The following is a 16,383-nucleotide window of genomic DNA, read 5'->3' on the forward strand; positions in this document are numbered from 1 at the left end:
TCGCGGCCTCCAGCCTCGCAGAACTCTGGTGAAGCTTGCGTTAACAGAGGCCTCTCTCCCCCTTGCCCAGCCCCGCCCCCGCGCGCATAAGTCCAGGAGACCCTACATGCAGCAGGAGAAGCCGATGATCGGACGTCTGAACCATGTCGCCATTGCCGTGCCCGATCTTGAAGCCGCCGCGCGTCAGTATCGCGATACGCTCGGCGCAAAAGTCGGCGCGCCCCAGGATGAGCCCGATCATGGCGTGACGGTGATCTTCATCGAATTGCCGAATACCAAGATCGAACTGCTGTATCCGCTGGGCGAAAACTCCCCGATCAATGGCTTTCTGGAAAAGAACCCTTCGGGCGGCATTCACCATATCTGCTATGAGGTCGAGGATATCATCGCGGCCCGTGACCGGCTGAAGGCGCAGGGTGCGCGGGTGCTGGGCAGCGGCGAGCCGAAGATCGGCGCGCATGGCAAGCCCGTCCTTTTCCTGCATCCCAAGGATTTCAACGGCTGCCTTGTGGAGCTTGAACAGGTATGAACCTCACCTCTGGCATCGTCCTTTTCGCGGTCACCTGGTTTCTGACCTTTTACATCGTGCTGATGCTGCGCACCCGGACCCAGGCCGAGGCGGGCGAGATCGTGCCGGGCACCCCCGCCGGGGCGCCGGCCGAGGAAAACATCGGCCGCTCGGCCCTGATTGCCACGGGCTTTGCGCTGGTGATCTGGGGGGCGATGGCGGCGGTGATCCTCTGGGGAGGCATCACCATCGAAGACCTTGATTTCCGGGGCATTCTGGATCCGAAAGACAGCGTGGAAACGCCGGCATCCTGACAGGCCCACACCGCGCGCAACCGGTGGAAAGCAGACGTGATCCAGGCCAGGCCCATGACGGGCGCGGCCTGGATCAGCGCAGACAGGACAAAAATCAGCGCGGCCAGCAGCGTCTGAGGGGGATCAGGCCGGGATCATTTCGGCCCGAGCCCCCATTGCACCACCCGCGCGGGATCCGGGCGCGGACGGTCCGGAAACACATGGGCGGCTGTCCCGATATGGATGATGCCCGCCACAGTCTCGGCGCCCTCGCAGCCAAAGGCCCGCGCCCGGAACACCGCATCATGTGCCGGCCAGCCGCTGAGCCAGTTCGCCCCCCAACCCGAGGCCGTCGCCACCGACAAAAGCGACATGCACAGCGCGCCCGCAGACAGAACCTGCTCTTCCAAAGGGATCTTGTCCGAGGCTTTCGGCGCGGAAATCACCACCACCGCCAGATGGCCGCGATCATACTGGCCGCGACCTTTTTCAAGCTTTTCCGCATCCGCCCCCAGCTCTTTCGCCCGTGCCTCGGCGAGGTCGGCGAGGCGGGTGAAATCGGATCTCTCCAGCACGATCAGGCGCCAGGGCTCCAGCTTGCCATGATCGGGCACCCGCAGCGCCAGCTGCAGCATCGCGGTCAGCTCGTCCCGCGACGGCACCGGCGGGCGAAACATCTTGGCCGGCTGCGACAGGCGGGTGGCCAGGAAATCCAGCGCGGCGGTGTTTTTATCGGTCATCATGCTCTCCTTTGCGGCGCAGACCCCTGTCGCGGCCTGCCGGAAAGCGCGGGCGGTCGGGGAATCTGACCGGCGGACCTTGCCGCCATTTGCCGATGAGGTGAAGCCTTGCTGTGACATCACCCTGGCGCGGTAAAGCGCGCCTCATGATCCAAGAGCCAGCGTTTGCGCTCCAGCCCGCCGGCATAGCCCGTCAATGCGCCATCCGCACCGACAAGCCGGTGGCAGGGCAGGATCAGGTTGAACGGGTTGCTGCCATTCGCATGCCCCACCGCCCGCGCGGCCCCCGGCCTGCCGATCCGGAGCGCCTGTTCGCCATAGGTCACCGGCCTGCCGGGCGGGATGCGGCGCAAGGCCGCCCAGGCGAGGTTCTGGAACAGGCTGCCCGTCAGCCGGACCGGGATCCGGTCTGTCGCTGCCAGATCACCCGCGAAATAGGCCTCCACCGCCGCAGCCAGCCTGGGCGGAATCGCGCCGGGCCGCAGATCGACCGGCCCGATGCGGCGCGAGAGCAGCCGGTGCAGCCGGTCCTCATGGTCTGCGTATTCCGATGCCATCAGCCCGCCCGTCGCATCTGTGACCATGATCAGCGCACCCAGCGGGGTCGCGACGCTGCCGATGGTCAGTGCAGCGGCATGCTCACTGGTCAGATCACTGGCCGGATCACTGGTCAGATCACCGGGCGTCATGGAAGATGATCCCAAGCGTATGCCTTTGCCCCGAGCGGATGCGGCTGACGCCATGGCGCAGGTTGACGCGGTAGCTGCCTCTCGCACCCTCGACCGGCCGGTTATGCACCGCAAAGGCGACAGCATCCCCCTGCGCCAGTGGCACCACCTCGGCCCGGCTCTGCATCCGGGGGCGTTGCTCGGTCAGCACAAACTCGCCGCCGGTGAAATCGCGCCCCGGCTCGGACAGAAGGAAGGCCACCTGGATAGGGAAGGCCAGATCGCCATAGAGATCCTGATGCAGGCAATTGAAATCGCCCGGCCCATATTGCAGGAGGAGCGGCGTCGGACGTGTCTGGCCGGCGGCATGGCAGTCGCGCAGGAAATCCTCATGACGATCCGGATAGACCCGCCCTGCCCCCAGACGAGCGCTCCAGCCATTCGCGAGCCCGGCGAGATGCGGATAAAGGGTGCTCCGCAGCCCCGCGATCAGATCCGGCAGCGGGTAGCGGTAATACTTGTATTCGCCCCGGCCAAAGCCATGCCGCGCCATGTGGATATGGCTGCGAAACGGCGCCTCTGCGCCGTAGGCCCCGGCGAGATCCGCGCATTCCGCGGGTGAAAGGAGCCCCGGCAGAATCGCGCAGCCAAAGCTGTCCATCCCGGCCGCAAAGGCGGCCCAGTTATAGTGGCGCAGCCTGTCTGTTATATGAGGCGCTGCGCCGGACGCGACCTCCGGCACGACATCCGGCGATGCGCTGATCTCAGGCAGGCCACTCATATCCCGCCCTCCTTTTCCAGAAGCGCGCGTTTGCGGGCAATGCCCCAGCGGTAGCCCGACAGCGCGCCATCATTGCGGATCACGCGATGACAGGGGATGGCGAGCGCGATCCGGTTGGCGCCGCAGGCCTGGGCGACCGCGCGCACCGCTTTTGGCGCGCCGATGCGGCGGGCGATATCGGCGTAAGAGGCGGTCTCACCCGGCGGGATCTGCCGCAAGGCCTGCCAGACCCGTTCCTGAAACGCGGTGCCCCGAATATCGAGCGGCAGATCAAACCCGCTCTGCGGCGCCTCAACCAGGCCCGCAACCCGGGCCACCAGCGCCTCGAAAGCCGGATCGCCGCCGATCAGCCTGGCGCGGGGAAAGCTGTCCTGCAGATCCCGGATCAGCGTTTCAGGGTCATCGCCCAGGGTGATGGCGCAGATCCCCCGGTCACTTTGCGCAACCAGAATCGCACCAAGGCTGCTCGCCCCGACCGCAAACCGGATCTCGGCATCTTTGCCGCCATTGCGAAATGCGGTCGGGGTCATACCGAGCGCCGCGTCCGAGCCTTCGTAAAACCGGCTGCCGGAGCCAAAGCCCGCGCCATAGATCGCGCCGGTCACGCTGCTGCCCTTGTCTGCCAGCCCGGCCCGGACCTTCCGCCGGCGATGCGCGCTGGCCCATTGTGCCGGGGTCAGCCCGGTCACTGCCCGGAACTGACGGTGGAACCACCAGGGGCTCATGCCGATCTTTGCCGCCAGATCCTGCAGCTTCGGCGCCTCGTCGGCGGCCTCGATCAGCCGGCAGGCGGCGGCGACCAGCGCGGCATTTGCCTCGGCCACCGAGGGCCCGCGCGGCGCGCAGCGCTGACAGGGGCGATAGCCAGCCGCTTCCGCCTCATCCGGAAGGTCGAAGAAGCGCACATTTTGCGGCTTCGCCCTGCGCGACGGGCAGGAGGGGCGGCAATAGACGCCCGTGGTCCTGACCGCATAGACAAAGCGGCCATCCGCCGCCGCCTCACGCGCCACCACGCTCTGCCAGCGCGGATCCTGTTCGGTCGCAGAAGTGGTTGCGACAGATGCAGTTCGGGTCGTCATCATGATGCCCCTCATGGTCCTGTTCATTACAGGATCAGATTAACCCCGTCATCCGGCATCCCCACTCCGATCCTTGCGGTCAAATTCGCAAGCTCTGGCCCACCCGCGCAACGCAAAGGATGCGGGCCTCAGATCATAGCGCAGGATCCGAACCGGAATGTCACTCGCGGATCTGTGTCGCTGCCCGTGTTACAAACATTGCCCTTGCCTCCAAACCGGACGCCACGGGGAGGCGAGCAGCGCATCAGAGGTGATCAGCGCCGGATTGCCGCCGCCCGAACAACTGCTATCGCGCGGATCCCGGACCAGCGACCGGTCGCCCCCGACAATAGCTCTGGCGGCGCCGCAGGCCAGCGCCTGCACCGCTGATCGGGATTGACACTGTCCTTCACCACCCAAAGCCTTGTGTGGCCCGGCCCGGCGCCCCGACCCCTGCCATACATACCCGTCAAAGGTCTGCGCGAGAAACACATTGCCGCAGATCTCACAACGCTCGACCCCAATCCCGCCAATGGCAGCCTTAAATGCTGGCGGCTTATCTTTGCGCAGGCAAAGGTCGACAATGCCATCGAGACCGATCCGAGCCTCGGGATCAAAAAGGCGCAGACCAAAAGCACCGGCCACGCGGCGTGGTCGCAGCATGACGTGGACAGGTTCCGCGAGCACTGGCGCCCCGGCACCCGTCAGCGTGCCGCCTTCGAGCTTCTCGCATGGACGGGCGCGCGCGTGAGTGATGCAGCAACCATGTGCCGATCACATATCGCAAGCGATGGGCTGATTTCGTTCCGCCAACAGAAGACCGGCGGTCTTGCCCATGTGCCCTGGACCTCACCCCTGCCTGCATGGGCGAGAGCGTGGGACGCGGAACGGGTAGAGGTGCGCGCCATCGCAATGGCAACTGCCGGCTTTACCCTGCTCGAAACGTCATTGGGCAAAGCCAGAACCGCAAAAGGGCTGTCGAACCTCATCACTGCGGCGGCCGTGGCTGCTGGAAAACACGGCAAGACACTTCACGGGCTTAGGAAGTATCGCCTTTCCACAATCGCAGAATCGGGCGGGTCGGCTCATGCAATCATGGCCTGGGGAGGTCACGCGAGTCTCTCGGAAGCCGAAGCCTATACCCGATCCGCAAATCGAAAGGCGGTCGTGATTGGGGTGGAACAAGAACAGAACGCTGTAAACGATCTGAAAAATACCAGTAAATGGTAAATATAAGTCAGCAAAAACAACGTTCTGCAAGCTATATGGTGATCCCGACAGGACTTGAACCTGTAACCTGCCCCTTAGGAGGGGGCTGCTCTATCCAGTTGAGCCACGGGACCGACCGCGCCTTCAATGCACAAAATCCCACGTCATGGCAACCTCCGGGGCTGACCAGGACGCGGGTTTTCTGCGGCGATGTGCCTTTGAGGGGTCAGACCGGCTCGAGAAGCCCCCTGCCCTTCAAAAGCGCCTCCACCCCCGGCATGGCACCGCGGAACTTCAGATAAAGCTGTTCCGGGTCTTCCGAGCCGCCGGCCGAGAGGATGAAGCGTTCAAGCTTCGCCGCCATTTCCGGGTCAAAGGCATTGCCGGTCTCTTCAAAGGCGGCAAAGGCATCGGCATCCATCACTTCCGACCACATATAGCTGTAATACCCCGAGGAATATCCGTCCCCGGAAAACACATGTGCGAATTGCGGCGTGGCATGGCGCATCGGAATCGCATGCGGCAAGCCGATTTCGGCCAGGATCTCCGCCTGTTTCTGCATCGGATCCTGCGGCGCGGCGCCGGAATGGAATTCCAGATCGACCAAAGCCGAGGCGAGGAACTCGACCGTCGCAAAGCCCTGATCAAAGGTCGAGGCGCCCAGAAGCCGGTCGCGCAGAGCCTCAGGCATCGCTTCGCCGGTCTGGTAATGGCGGGCATATTCCTCCAGCACTTCCGGCACTTCCAGCCAGTGCTCGTAAAGCTGGCTCGGCAGTTCCACGAAATCACGCGCCACGCTGGTCCCCGAGATGAAACCATAGGTCACATCCGACAGCATCTGATGCAGCGCATGGCCGAATTCATGGAACAGGGTCCGCGCATCGTCATAAGACAAGAGGCACGGATCCCCCTTGGCGAAGTTGCAGACATTGACCACGACGGGGCGCTGATCACCGCCCAGCCTGCGCTGCGAGCGGATCGCGGAACACCAGGCCCCCGACCGTTTCGAGCCGCGCGCGAAATAATCGCCCAGGAAAACCGCGATATGGCGACCGTCGCGGGTGACGTCCCAGCCGCGCATATCCGGGTGGTAGAACGGCCCGTCGATCTCGCGGAAATCCAGACCGAAAAGCCGGGTGGCACAGCCGAACATCGCCGCCAGCATCGCGTCAAGCGAGAGATAGGGCTTGATCACCGCCTCATCGAGATCATGGTCCGCAAGGCGCCGCTTCTCGGAATAATAGCGCCAGTCCCAGGGCTCCAGCGGCCCCTGAATGCCATCCGCATGCAGCATCGCCTCCAGCACCCGGCCATCCTCCAGCGCCTTTTTGCGCGCCGGCGCCCAGACCCGCAGCAACAGATCCCGGACCGCCCCGGGCGTCTTCGCCATTTCCGGTTCGAGCTTGAAATGCGCGAAATCCGGATAACCGAGCAGGTGTGCCCGCTCCTCGCGCAGGGAGAGCGTCTCCGCCGCGATGCCGCGGTTGTCGGTCGCCCCGCCATTGGCGCCGCGCTGCCCCCAGGCCTCCCAGGCCTTTTGCCGCAAGCCGCGCCGGGGCGAGAATTGCAAAAACGGCACGATCAGCGAACGGGACAGCGTCACCACCGGGCCAAGCCCGCGCTCCGCCCCTGCCGCGCGCGCGGCCTCGATCACAAAGCCCGGCAGGCCTTCCAGATCATCCTCGGCCAGCTCCATGAACCAGCTGCGCTCATCGGCCAGAAGATTCTGGCTGAAGCTGGTGCCAAGGCTCGCCAGCCGCGACTTCACGGCGGTCAGACGTGCCGCCGCCGCGCCGTCGAGCCCCGCGCCCGATCTCACGAACATCTGCCGATAAAGCTCCAGCACCCGCAGCTGCTCTGCAGTCAGCCCCAGATCCGCGCGCGCCTGCCAAAGCGCTTCGATCTTCGCAAACAGCCCCTTGTTATTGGTCACTTCCGAGGAAAACGCGCTCAGCTTCGGCGCCAGATCGCGCTGCAACGCCTCGCGTGCCGCGTTGGACTCCGCACCGGCGAGATTGTAAAACACCCCCGCCACCTGATCGAGCTCGCGCTCCGCAAGTTCCAGCGCCTCGATCACCCCGGCAAAATCCTGCGCCTCGCCCGCGCTGATCGCCGCAATACGTTCCCGCGCCGCCTCAAGCGCCGCATCGAAAGCCGGCGCGAAATCCTCATCCCGGATCTGCCCGAAAGGCGGCAGCCCGAAAGGCGTGTCCCATTTCTCAAGGAGAAGATTCATCGCGACACCTCTTTCTTCAGATCCATTTTCTGTCCTTAAATATCCCGGGGGAGGCGCCCCGCAAGGGGCGCCGGGGGCAGAGCCCCCTTTTTGAGGCGGCGCCGGGCTGCGCCCCTAACCCGGGCGCGCGGCCAGCCGCCGCTCGATCCAGCGCAGGCCCAAAGACAGGCCCAGCGTCATCACCAGATACAGCATCGCCGCCACATTATAGGTTTCCATATAGCGGAAACTGGCCGAGGAGGCGACCTTGGCCAATTGCGCGATATCGGTCACGCCCAGCACCGCCACCAGCGAGCTGTCTTTGACCATCGCTATGAAATCATTGCCCAAAGGCGGCAGGATCAGCCGGAAGGCCTGAGGGAGGACCACGAGGCGAAAGCGCTGCCAGCGGCTCAGGCCAAGTGCGTCGGCGGCCTCGGTCTGGCCCTGATTGACCGCGCCGATGCCGGCGCGGAATATCTCAGCCAGAAAGGCGCCATAAGCCAGCACCAGCGCCAGAACCGCGCGCCACAAAAGCGGGAAATCGCGGGTGGTCAGGGGTTCGGCTCCGAACAGGCCACCAACGCGGTTCACACCAAGGATCAGCAAAGGCGCCAGCGCGAAGGCCACATATAAAAGCAGCACCATCATCGGAATGCCGCGCATCAGCTCGACATAGAACCTTGCGATCTGCCTGAGCCAGATCCGCCGCGACAGCGCCATCATCGCCAGCGCGAGGCCCAGAAGACAGGCGCCCCCAAAGGCGGTCAGCGAGACCAGCACGGTGATCCGGATGCCTTCAGACAGCATCACCAGCGCAGCGCGGTAATGCTCATCCGAGAGAATTTCCGCGAAAAGCCACAACAGGAGCCCACCAAGTGCCAGCAGCCACCAGGGAAAATCCGGCCCGGATTCCTGCTTGCGACGCCCTCTCACAGCACCTGATCCCTCAGCTCTCAGCCACCATCCCTGGTGTCAAAGAACCATTTGCGGTTCAGCGCCTCAAGGCTGCCATCCGCCTCCATCGCACTGATCGCCGCATCGAAGGGCTGAACCAGGTCCGAGCCTTTCGGGAAGATGAACCCAAATTCCTCTGCCCCCAGCGGCGCGCCGATGATCTTCAGCGCCCCGCCCGAGGTCTCGACATAGCCATGCGCGGCAGTGCTGTCCGAGAGAACCAGATCGACATCGCCGGCCCGCAGCGCCTGAAGGCCCGCGCCGAAGGTCTCGAATTTCACGATACGCGGGTTTTTCTCATCGCCGTCCAGCACGTCATAGACGCCCACATAAAAGGGCGTCGTGCCGGGCTGCGCGGCCATCAGAAAATCACTGTCCGCCGCGAATGACGCCGCATCGGTAAAGCGGCTTTCATCGCCCCGGACCACCATCAGCATCTGCGACAGCATATAGGGCTGCGAGAAATCAACCGCCTCCAGCCGTTCTTCCTTGATGGTGATGCCGTTCATCGCGACATCATACTGGCCCGCCGAAATCGCCGGGATCATCGCATCCCAGCTCGTATTCTCGTATTTCACCGTCAGATTGAGCCGTCTGGCGATCTCGGTGACCGCATCATATTCCCAGCCGACCGGTTTGCCCTCGGGCCCGATATATTGCAGCGGCGGATAGGTGTTTTCGGTCGCAACCACGATCTCGCGTCCGGCAAGATCCGGCAGCGTCTCGGCCATGGCCATCGGCGCCAGCGCCATCCCGGTCAGAAAAAACGCAGCGGTTGCCATTCTGAAGGTCTGGGAGGGGGTCATTGCTCATCTCCTGCGGCTGGTGCGCGGGACTATGACGACGGGGCTGCGTGCTGACAAGCCCGGGCCTGCGGCGAAAAACGGCGCAACCGCGTGGAAAAGCCGCATAAATGGCGCGCAGATCCGGTCAGGATCCGGCATGATGGATCTGGCAGCAGAATAGCTGGCGGTGGAGGAATGCGATGACCGAGATCCGGCCCGAAAATGACCTGCCCGCCTGGCGGCGGCAAAAACGCGCAGAGCGGCTTGCAGCCCGCGACCTGATGACTGCGGACGGGCGCCGGGAGGTGGCGGCGGCGCTGGCGCTCCATCTCGACCGGCTGCTGGAGGAACGCGGCCTGCTCAGACCCGGGCTGATCCTCTCGGGCTATTGGCCGATCAGGGCCGAGCCGGATCTGCGGCCCTGGATGCTGGCGCTTGAGGCCCATGGGCTGCATCTCGCGCTGCCGGTGGTCGAGACCCGCGCCGCGCCGCTGGTCTTCCGGCGCTGGACGAAAGGCGCCGCGATGGAGCGCGGGCACTGGAACATCCTTGTGCCCTCTGCGCCCGAACATGTCCGCCCCGATATCAGCCTCGCGCCACTGGTCGGATGGGACCGGAAAGGCTACCGGCTTGGCTATGGCGGTGGCTATTTCGACCGCACGCTCGCAGCGCTGGACCCGCGCCCTTTCACGATCGGGGTGGGGTTTCACAGCGCGGAACTGGCGAGCATCCACCCGCAGCCGCATGATATCGGTCTTGATGCCATAATCACCGAAGAGGGGCTTCAGGTCTGAGCCGTCTCAGCCGCCGCAGCCGGCACAGCCCTTGCGCTTTTTCACCCGGATCATCCGGGTTTCGGCATAAAGCGCATCATGGATCATCAGCCGCCCCTTCAGCCCCTCACCCGCGCCGGTGATATGTTTCACCGCCTCCAGCGCCATCATCGCGCCGATCACGCCTGGCAGCGGCGCCACCACCCCGGCCTCGGCACAGGAGGCAACCATTCCGGGTGCCGGCCGTTCGGGAAAGACGCATTCAAAACACGGGCCGCCTTGCGCCGGATCCCAGAGCGAAAGCTGCCCCTCCCATTGGGTCATCGCGCCGGTGATCAGCGGTTTCCCGAGCCGCGCGCAGGTCTGGTTCACAAGGTAGCGCGTGTCGAAATTATCGGTGCCGTCCAGCACCAGGTCGTAATCGGCGATCAGCGCCCCGGCCACGGCGGCATCAAGCCGGCGGTGATAGGGCCGCACCTCGATAAACGGGTTCAGCGCCTTCATCGCAGCCTCGGCGGAAAACACCTTGGGCATCCCGATCCGCGCGTCAGAATGGATGATCTGGCGTTGCAGATTGCTGAGCTCGACCAGGTCATCGTCGATCACCGCGATCTCGCCCACCCCGGCCCCGGCGAGGTACAAAAGCACCGGCGCGCCAAGCCCGCCTGCCCCCACGACCAGAACTTTCGCAGCCTTCAGGCGCTGCTGCCCCTGACCGCCGATCTCCCGCAGAAAGATATGGCGCGCATAGCGGCTGACCTCGGCGGGCGTGAATGGCCCCTCTTCGCGAGGCGGCTCCGGCGGCGCGGTCTTGCCCGCCTCATCGCGCAGGTACCGCAGGAGATGGCGGTAGCACTGCACCAGCACCACCACCGATCCCAGCACGAGGAAATAACGGCTGTCCCAGCCAAGCTGGAGATTGACGCGCTCGACCCCATACCAGCCGATCCCGGCCTGGAGCGCGGCCCAGAACAGCGCAATCCCAATCGTCGCGCCCCGCCCGAGCCCGGTCCCGAGCAGCATGGCCAGAAGGAAGAACACCGTCGGATTGTCGAACATCTGCTGCCTCCAGGGCCTGAACTGCGCTTCAGCTTCGGGTGCCTCAGCCGCCGGTCGAGCCGAAGCCACCTGCGCCGCGCGCGGTCAGGGTGGAAAACGCCTCGACCACCCGGAAATCAGGGCGCAGCACAGGGACGAAAATCATCTGCGCGATCCGTTCACCCGGCGCGATCTCAATCGGATCCGAACCCGCCGGATTGCGGTTCCAGACCGAGACCATGATCTCGCCGGTGTAGTCGGGGTCGATCAGCCCGGTGCCATTGCCCATGACAAGACCCTTCTTATGCCCCAGCCCCGAACGCGGCAGCACCAGAGCCGCCAGCGACATATCACCAAAATTCAGCGCGATCCCCGATTTCACCAGCACCGCGGGCGCCTGGGGCGCGATCAGGACCGGCGCGTCGATACAGGCCATCAGATCGACCGCAGCGGCACCGGCGCTCTGATAGCGGGGCAGGCCCCAGTCATTCAGGCGGGGGTCGAGAATCCTGACTTCCACTTCCGGGCTCCTTTGCGGGGGATGCCCCCTCATAGCAATCGCTCCCTGGGCATACAACATCGGGAAAGCGGGCTTGCCTGTGCTTCGGGGGCGGGTCAGGGTGCAGGGGAAAGCACCCCGACCGGACGCATGATGGCACTGGAACCGCTCAGAAAACTGATTGCCGGCAATATTCTGAAGATGACCGGCAGCGGTCAGATCCGGTTTGACGCGCCTTTGGGGGATCCCGGGCTCTTCGGACCGGACGCAGTCTGCTGGCGGGTCCATGCCGATTTCGTGCCGATGGTGGTGGGCGGCGTCTCGGCGCTGATGCTGCAGATGTTGCACCCGCTGGCGATTGCCGGGGTCTGGGACCATTCGAATTTCCGCGCTGACGTTCTGGGGCGGCTGGCGCGCACCTCCCAGTTTATCGCCGGCACCACCTATGCCGCGCGCGCCGAGGCCGAGGCGCTGATCGCGCGCGTCCGCCGCATCCATGACCGGGTCGCGGGCCAGGATGCCTCGGGACGCCCCTATCGCGCCTCGGATCCGGGTCTGCTGACCTGGGTGCATGTGGCGGAAGTGTCAGGCTTTCTCGCCGCACATCTGCGCTTTACCGAGCCGGATATGCCGGTGGCCGACCAGGACCGCTATTTCGCGGAAATGGCGCTGGTGGCGCGGATGCTGGGCGCGCGCGATGTGCCGGTGACGGCGGCCTCGGTGCAGGATTATCTGACCGGAATGGTGCCTCAGCTGCGCTTCGACGACCGCGTGGCCGAGGTTTTGCGGGTGATCTCGACCGCGCCGGTCAGACCTGCCGTGCTGGGGCTGTTTCGCAAAATGGTGACGCGGTCGGGATTCGAAATCCTGCCCGCTTCCATTCAGGCGCTTTACCCGGAGGGCGCGCGGCCCCGCTTTCCGGCGGCGCCGCAGCTCATTGGCATGGCGGCCCCGGTGGGCCGCTGGGCGATGCAGGGCGGCGTCGCGCGCCGCTCGCGCATCAGGGTGTCGGCAGCGGGCTGAGCCCGCCGCCATGATCCATCAGGCGTTGAACAGGAAGTGGAGCACGTCGCCGTCCTTCACCTCATAGGTCTTGCCTTCGACGCGGAACTTGCCCGCCTCTTTCGCGCCCGCCTCGCCCTTGCCGGCGATGTAATCGTCATAACCCACGGTTTCGGCGCGGATGAAGCCCTTCTCGAAATCGCCATGGATCACGCCCGCCGCCTGCGGCGCCAGCATGCCTTTGGTGATCGTCCAGGCACGGGCCTCTTTCGGGCCAACGGTGAAATAGGTCTGCAGGCCGAGCAGGCCGTAGCCCGCGCGGATCAGCCGGTCGAGGCCCGCCTCTTCCAGTCCCATTTCCTCAAGGAAGACCTGCGCATCCTCTTCGGGAAGCTGCGCCAGCTCCTCTTCGATCCGGGCCGAGATCACCACCGTACCGGCGCCCTGAGCCTTCGCCATCTCTGCCACACGGGCCGACTGGCTGTTGCCGGCGCCTGCCGAGGCCTCTTCGACATTGCAGACGTAAAGCACGGGCTTCGCGGTCAGAAGCTGCAGGAGCTTCCATTGTTTCTGGTCATCCTCATGCACTTTGACCGTGCGCGCGGGCTGCCCCGCCTCCAGCGCGGTCTGAGCCTGCGCCAGCAGCCGGTCCTGGTCCGCCGCATCCTTGTCGCCCGATTTGATCTTGCGCGCGAGATTGGCGCGGCGGCGTTCCAGGCTTTCAAGATCGGCGAGCATCAGCTCGGTCTCGATGGTCTCGGCATCGGCGACCGGGTCAATGCGGCCCTCGACATGGGTGATATCGCCATCTTCAAAGCAGCGCAGCACATGGGCAATGGCATCGCATTCGCGGATATTCGCGAGGAACTGGTTCCCGAGCCCTTCGCCTTTCGACGCACCGCGCACGAGGCCCGCGATATCGACAAAGGTCATCCGCGCCGGGATGATCTGTTTCGACCCGGCAATCGCCGCCAGCCTGTCGATCCGCGCATCCGGCACCGCGACCTCGCCGACATTCGGCTCGATGGTGCAGAAGGGAAAATTGGCGGCCTGGGCCGCGGCGGTTCTGGTCAGCGCGTTGAAGAGGGTCGACTTCCCCACATTCGGCAGGCCGACAATACCCATCTTAAAGCCCATTTCCGGCCCTCCATAGCTGATGGGGCCAGTTAGACGAGAGCGGGCGCGGGATCAAGGAAGATGCGGGTGAAATCGCCGCGAGAGCCGCTCGCCCGGGCATCTGCGCGCGCAGGATGCCTGAAAACCTGCGGTGAAGCATTGCCTTTCCGCCGGGCTTTCGGCAAATCATGACCAAAAGCCCGGGCTTCGGGCCCGGTTTCGGGAGAGCTGCAGATGACCAGGATCGACGACACATTCGCCAGGCTGCGCGCTGAGGGCAAAAAGGCCTTCGTCTCCTATATCATGGCAGGCGATCCCGATACGGCGACCTCGCTCGCGCTTCTGCGCGGCCTGCCGGGCGCCGGGGTCGATATTATCGAACTTGGCATGCCCTTTACCGACCCGATGGCCGACGGGCCGACCATCCAGGCCGCCGGCCAGCGCGCGCTCTCGGCGGGGATGACCCTGGCGAAGGTGCTGGATATGGTGCGCGCCTTCCGCGAGGGCGACAAGGTCACGCCCATCGTGATGATGGGCTATTACAACCCGATCTATTCGCATGGCGTCGACCGTTTTGTCGCAGAGGCGAAAGCGGCAGGAATCGACGGGCTGATCGTGGTCGATCTGCCGCCAGAAGAGGATGAGGAGCTTTGCCTGCCCGCCCAGGCGGCGGGGATCAATTTCATCCGCCTCGCCACGCCGACCACCGATGCGAAACGGCTGCCGAAGGTGCTGCAAAACACCTCGGGCTTTGTCTATTATGTGTCGATCACCGGGATCACCGGCGCCGCCGTGCCACAGGCCAGCGATATCGCGCCCGATATCGCGCGGATCAAGGCATCGACCGATCTGCCGGTGGTGGTGGGCTTTGGCATCAACACGCCGGAAATGGCGAAATCCATGGCGGCGATTGCCGATGGCAGCGTTGTCGGCTCGGCGATTGTGAAAAGCGTGGGCGAGAAACGCCCGGTGGCCGAGATCCTGGCCCAGGTCGCGGCGCTGGCCGCAGGCGCTCATTCCGCCTGACGGCGGTCAGAGGTTCAGCCAATCGCATCCCCGGCCCCGTCCTCGTCCTCGTTCCCGGCCCCGTCGGGCCGGAGCCGGGGCTGGCGCACGCGCGGGCGCAGACCGTCGATCAGAAAGCCCAGGCCCACCGATCCGAACCAGAGCCAGGGGAAGATATCCCCTGATCCGGGCCAGAGCGTCAGGACCGCCGCCCCCGCGCCTTCCTGCATAGCCGGAAGGGCGGTATGGGCTGCGAGTCGCGACAGAACCCCTGGGAATAGCCCCGCCAGCGCCGTCAGCCCCACCAGCAGAGCAGGCATCAGCAAAAGCGCCGGGCGCGCATCGCGCAGCGAGACATGACCGCTTGCATCAGACACAGCCGCGTCCAGCTTTGCCAGCCGAGCACTGTGCAGCAGCGCCGCGAAGATCAGTGCATAAGCCGCAACCACCAGCGCGACCGCGATCCAGGCGCCATATCCCGCACCTGCGGGCAGCAGCGCCGCGCCGGAGGTCTCCAGCAGCGCGGTCAGCGCGTGCCAGCCCGCGAAAGGCGCCATGCCGCAGAGGGCGATCAGCGACAGGCCCGCAATCAGTGCGGTCAGTGGCATCCGGTTGATCAGCCCGCCCGGCACCGCGAGACGCAGGCTGCCCGTCTCGAGCCGGATCAGCCCGGCGCAGATCAAAAGCGCCGACCCCGCCGGCACCATCGCCATGACCAGAAGCGCCATCGCCCCGGTTGCGCCCTGCCCCGCCAGCCAGAAGGCCAGCGCCAGCAACACCGTCAGCACCGCCTCGGCGATGCCGGCAAGCCCGCGCCGGCTGAGCGCTGACATCCCCGCCACCAGCACCGACAGCCCCACCAGCGCCGTCAACATGCCGCCCCAGACCGCTGCACCGCTTCCCGCGCCGCCCCCACCCGCGCCGCTTGCAGCCGGCGCCAGCCGCGCCAGCAGATAAAGCGCCGCAAGACCGGGTCCCGCCGGCAACAGAAACGCCAGGACCGGCCCCGGCGCATAGATCGCGCAGCTGCGGCTTTTGCGAAACGGGACGAGGCCTGATCCGGCAAGCGCTCCGGTCAGGATCAGGAAGGCCGGCACCAGATGCTGGCCGCTGGCCCGGATCTCGGCGCCGCGATGGCTGATCACCGTGATGCCGGCATCGCCCGCCAGGGTGGCCAGATGCGACAGGCCGGTAAAGAGAAACCCGCCCGCGAGCAGCCCGTACAATAACCCCGGCGCGGCGGCAGCCATGCCGCCGGGATGGTCACCACTGCGCCAGATCAGCACAAAGGTGAACAGCGTCGCCAGGAACCAGCCGGCAGCCGCCAGCCAGATGCGATCCGCAAGGATCACCAGCGCCAGCGCCGCCACTGCCGCCAGCAAAAGCGGCTGAACCTGTGCGACAGACGACTCACGCTCGAAAAAGCCGCCCGCCACCAGCACCGAGGCCAGCGCCGCGATCAGCATCGGCACCAGAAACACCAGCGCCAGAGTGTCCAGCCGCAGCCCGAATTCCACCCCGCCCGGCAGGATCGCCCGCGCGCGGATGGCTTCGCCGGTCAGCGCGACCGGCAGCGCAGAAAGCGCCACAATCAGCGCCAGCCCCAGCGCGAACGCGGCCAGTGCGGTGCTGCCCCGGCGCGCGACCCCCGATGACCACAGCGCCAACAGGGTGGCAAGGATCGCGGCGAGGGCGGAAAAGAATGGGATCAGGGCCGGCGACATTGAACCTCGTGT

General features: G+C 65.4%; 17 protein-coding genes and 1 tRNA gene. 6 read left to right on the forward strand and 12 right to left on the reverse strand.

All coding sequences use genetic code 11. The features are described from left to right. The first annotated feature begins 124 nt into the window (after window positions 1–124). Both mce and JC607_RS11155 read left to right on the forward strand, forming a co-directional pair. A complete protein-coding gene (mce, locus tag JC607_RS11150; RefSeq protein ID WP_198837049.1) occupies window positions 125–529 on the forward strand; it encodes a methylmalonyl-CoA epimerase in 405 nt (134 codons plus the stop codon). Continuing rightward, entirely contained in the window at window positions 526–822 is a 297-nt protein-coding gene (locus JC607_RS11155) for a DUF1467 family protein (protein WP_198837001.1), read from the forward strand. The genes mce and JC607_RS11155 overlap by 4 nt, the downstream gene beginning before the upstream one ends. Before the next feature lie 134 nt (window positions 823–956). On the opposite strand, the gene JC607_RS11160 is transcribed toward JC607_RS11155, so the two are convergent. The 4 genes from JC607_RS11160 to ada form a co-directional block, all read right to left on the reverse strand. Then, complete coding sequence (locus JC607_RS11160; RefSeq protein WP_198837002.1) at window positions 957–1,541, reverse strand: nitroreductase; 585 nt, start codon at window positions 1,539–1,541, stop codon at window positions 957–959. Between the two features lie 119 nt (window positions 1,542–1,660). Continuing rightward, window positions 1,661–2,230, reverse strand: a complete 570-nt coding sequence (locus tag JC607_RS11165; RefSeq protein ID WP_198837003.1) for a methylated-DNA--[protein]-cysteine S-methyltransferase — start codon at window positions 2,228–2,230, stop codon at window positions 1,661–1,663. Next, entirely contained in the window at window positions 2,217–2,990 is a 774-nt protein-coding gene (locus JC607_RS11170) for a 2OG-Fe(II) oxygenase (RefSeq protein WP_198837004.1), read from the reverse strand. The genes JC607_RS11165 and JC607_RS11170 overlap by 14 nt, the downstream gene beginning before the upstream one ends. After that, window positions 2,987–4,072, reverse strand: coding sequence for a bifunctional DNA-binding transcriptional regulator/O6-methylguanine-DNA methyltransferase Ada (gene ada / locus JC607_RS11175; RefSeq protein ID WP_304612928.1), 1,086 nt, complete (start codon window positions 4,070–4,072; stop codon window positions 2,987–2,989). The genes JC607_RS11170 and ada overlap by 4 nt, the downstream gene beginning before the upstream one ends. A 372-nt stretch (window positions 4,073–4,444) precedes the next feature. Between ada and JC607_RS11180 the strand changes: the two genes are divergently transcribed. Further along, window positions 4,445–5,278, forward strand: a complete 834-nt coding sequence (locus tag JC607_RS11180) for a tyrosine-type recombinase/integrase (protein ID WP_198837005.1) — start codon at window positions 4,445–4,447, stop codon at window positions 5,276–5,278. Between the two features lie 36 nt (window positions 5,279–5,314). Here JC607_RS11180 and JC607_RS11185 read toward each other — a convergent pair. The 4 genes from JC607_RS11185 to JC607_RS11200 form a co-directional block, all read right to left on the reverse strand. Next, window positions 5,315–5,391 (reverse strand) — tRNA-Arg (locus JC607_RS11185). Between the two features lie 92 nt (window positions 5,392–5,483). Next, window positions 5,484–7,493 (reverse strand): M3 family metallopeptidase, encoded by a 2,010-nt coding sequence (locus tag JC607_RS11190; protein ID WP_198837006.1) that lies wholly within the window; start codon window positions 7,491–7,493, stop codon window positions 5,484–5,486. Window positions 7,494–7,607: 114 nt separating this feature from the next. After that, window positions 7,608–8,408, reverse strand: coding sequence for an amino acid ABC transporter permease (locus JC607_RS11195; protein WP_198837007.1), 801 nt, complete (start codon window positions 8,406–8,408; stop codon window positions 7,608–7,610). A 20-nt stretch (window positions 8,409–8,428) separates the two neighbouring features. Continuing rightward, window positions 8,429–9,235 (reverse strand): transporter substrate-binding domain-containing protein, encoded by an 807-nt coding sequence (locus JC607_RS11200; protein WP_198837008.1) that lies wholly within the window; start codon window positions 9,233–9,235, stop codon window positions 8,429–8,431. A gap of 179 nt (window positions 9,236–9,414) precedes the next feature. On the opposite strand from JC607_RS11200, the gene JC607_RS11205 reads away from it, so the two are divergent. Continuing rightward, complete coding sequence (locus tag JC607_RS11205) at window positions 9,415–10,008, forward strand: 5-formyltetrahydrofolate cyclo-ligase (protein WP_198837009.1); 594 nt, start codon at window positions 9,415–9,417, stop codon at window positions 10,006–10,008. Window positions 10,009–10,014: 6 nt separating this feature from the next. Here the strand turns inward: JC607_RS11205 and JC607_RS11210 are convergent, their stop codons facing one another. Together JC607_RS11210 and dut are read right to left on the reverse strand one after the other, a co-directional pair. Beyond that, window positions 10,015–11,046 (reverse strand): molybdopterin-synthase adenylyltransferase MoeB, encoded by a 1,032-nt coding sequence (locus JC607_RS11210; RefSeq protein ID WP_198837010.1) that lies wholly within the window; start codon window positions 11,044–11,046, stop codon window positions 10,015–10,017. Window positions 11,047–11,089: 43 nt separating this feature from the next. Then, window positions 11,090–11,545: a dUTP diphosphatase gene (gene dut, locus JC607_RS11215; protein WP_370584788.1), complete on the reverse strand. Its 456-nt coding sequence runs from the start codon at window positions 11,543–11,545 to the stop codon at window positions 11,090–11,092. Window positions 11,546–11,677: 132 nt separating this feature from the next. On the opposite strand from dut, the gene JC607_RS11220 reads away from it, so the two are divergent. After that, on the forward strand, window positions 11,678–12,547 hold the full coding sequence (locus JC607_RS11220; protein ID WP_198837012.1) for an oxygenase MpaB family protein: 870 nt from the start codon (window positions 11,678–11,680) through the stop codon (window positions 12,545–12,547). A gap of 18 nt (window positions 12,548–12,565) precedes the next feature. Here the strand turns inward: JC607_RS11220 and ychF are convergent, their stop codons facing one another. After that, on the reverse strand, window positions 12,566–13,663 hold the full coding sequence (gene ychF / locus JC607_RS11225) for a redox-regulated ATPase YchF (protein WP_198837013.1): 1,098 nt from the start codon (window positions 13,661–13,663) through the stop codon (window positions 12,566–12,568). A 213-nt stretch (window positions 13,664–13,876) separates the two neighbouring features. On the opposite strand from ychF, the gene trpA reads away from it, so the two are divergent. Beyond that, window positions 13,877–14,668, forward strand: a complete 792-nt coding sequence (gene trpA / locus JC607_RS11230) for a tryptophan synthase subunit alpha (protein WP_198837014.1) — start codon at window positions 13,877–13,879, stop codon at window positions 14,666–14,668. Window positions 14,669–14,682: 14 nt separating this feature from the next. Here the strand turns inward: trpA and JC607_RS11235 are convergent, their stop codons facing one another. Continuing rightward, the gene (locus JC607_RS11235) at window positions 14,683–16,371 is read right to left on the reverse strand and encodes a proton-conducting transporter membrane subunit (protein WP_198837015.1); all 1,689 of its coding nucleotides are present in this window, start codon (window positions 16,369–16,371) and stop codon (window positions 14,683–14,685) included. Window positions 16,372–16,383 lie beyond the last annotated feature (12 nt).

It is taken from the genome of Paracoccus sp. IB05 (assembly GCF_016405985.1).
GTDB lineage: Bacteria > Pseudomonadota > Alphaproteobacteria > Rhodobacterales > Rhodobacteraceae > Pseudogemmobacter.

What these genes read in the sequence shown, in the direction of transcription:
- mce (WP_198837049.1), top strand. Translation starts at nt 125, where the DNA reads ATGATCGGACGTCTGAACCATGTCGCCATTGCCGTGCCCGATCTTGAA.
- JC607_RS11155 (WP_198837001.1), top strand. Translation starts at nt 526, where the DNA reads ATGAACCTCACCTCTGGCATCGTCCTTTTCGCGGTCACCTGGTTTCTG.
- JC607_RS11160 (WP_198837002.1), bottom strand. Translation starts at nt 1,541, where the DNA reads ATGACCGATAAAAACACCGCCGCGCTGGATTTCCTGGCCACCCGCCTG.
- JC607_RS11165 (WP_198837003.1), bottom strand. Translation starts at nt 2,230, where the DNA reads ATGACGCCCGGTGATCTGACCAGTGATCCGGCCAGTGATCTGACCAGT.
- JC607_RS11170 (WP_198837004.1), bottom strand. Translation starts at nt 2,990, where the DNA reads ATGAGTGGCCTGCCTGAGATCAGCGCATCGCCGGATGTCGTGCCGGAG.
- ada (WP_304612928.1), bottom strand. Translation starts at nt 4,072, where the DNA reads ATGATGACGACCCGAACTGCATCTGTCGCAACCACTTCTGCGACCGAA.
- JC607_RS11190 (WP_198837006.1), bottom strand. Translation starts at nt 7,493, where the DNA reads ATGAATCTTCTCCTTGAGAAATGGGACACGCCTTTCGGGCTGCCGCCT.
- JC607_RS11200 (WP_198837008.1), bottom strand. Translation starts at nt 9,235, where the DNA reads ATGACCCCCTCCCAGACCTTCAGAATGGCAACCGCTGCGTTTTTTCTG.
- JC607_RS11205 (WP_198837009.1), top strand. Translation starts at nt 9,415, where the DNA reads ATGACCGAGATCCGGCCCGAAAATGACCTGCCCGCCTGGCGGCGGCAA.
- JC607_RS11210 (WP_198837010.1), bottom strand. Translation starts at nt 11,046, where the DNA reads ATGTTCGACAATCCGACGGTGTTCTTCCTTCTGGCCATGCTGCTCGGG.
- JC607_RS11220 (WP_198837012.1), top strand. Translation starts at nt 11,678, where the DNA reads ATGGCACTGGAACCGCTCAGAAAACTGATTGCCGGCAATATTCTGAAG.
- ychF (WP_198837013.1), bottom strand. Translation starts at nt 13,663, where the DNA reads ATGGGCTTTAAGATGGGTATTGTCGGCCTGCCGAATGTGGGGAAGTCG.
- trpA (WP_198837014.1), top strand. Translation starts at nt 13,877, where the DNA reads ATGACCAGGATCGACGACACATTCGCCAGGCTGCGCGCTGAGGGCAAA.
- JC607_RS11235 (WP_198837015.1), bottom strand. Translation starts at nt 16,371, where the DNA reads ATGTCGCCGGCCCTGATCCCATTCTTTTCCGCCCTCGCCGCGATCCTT.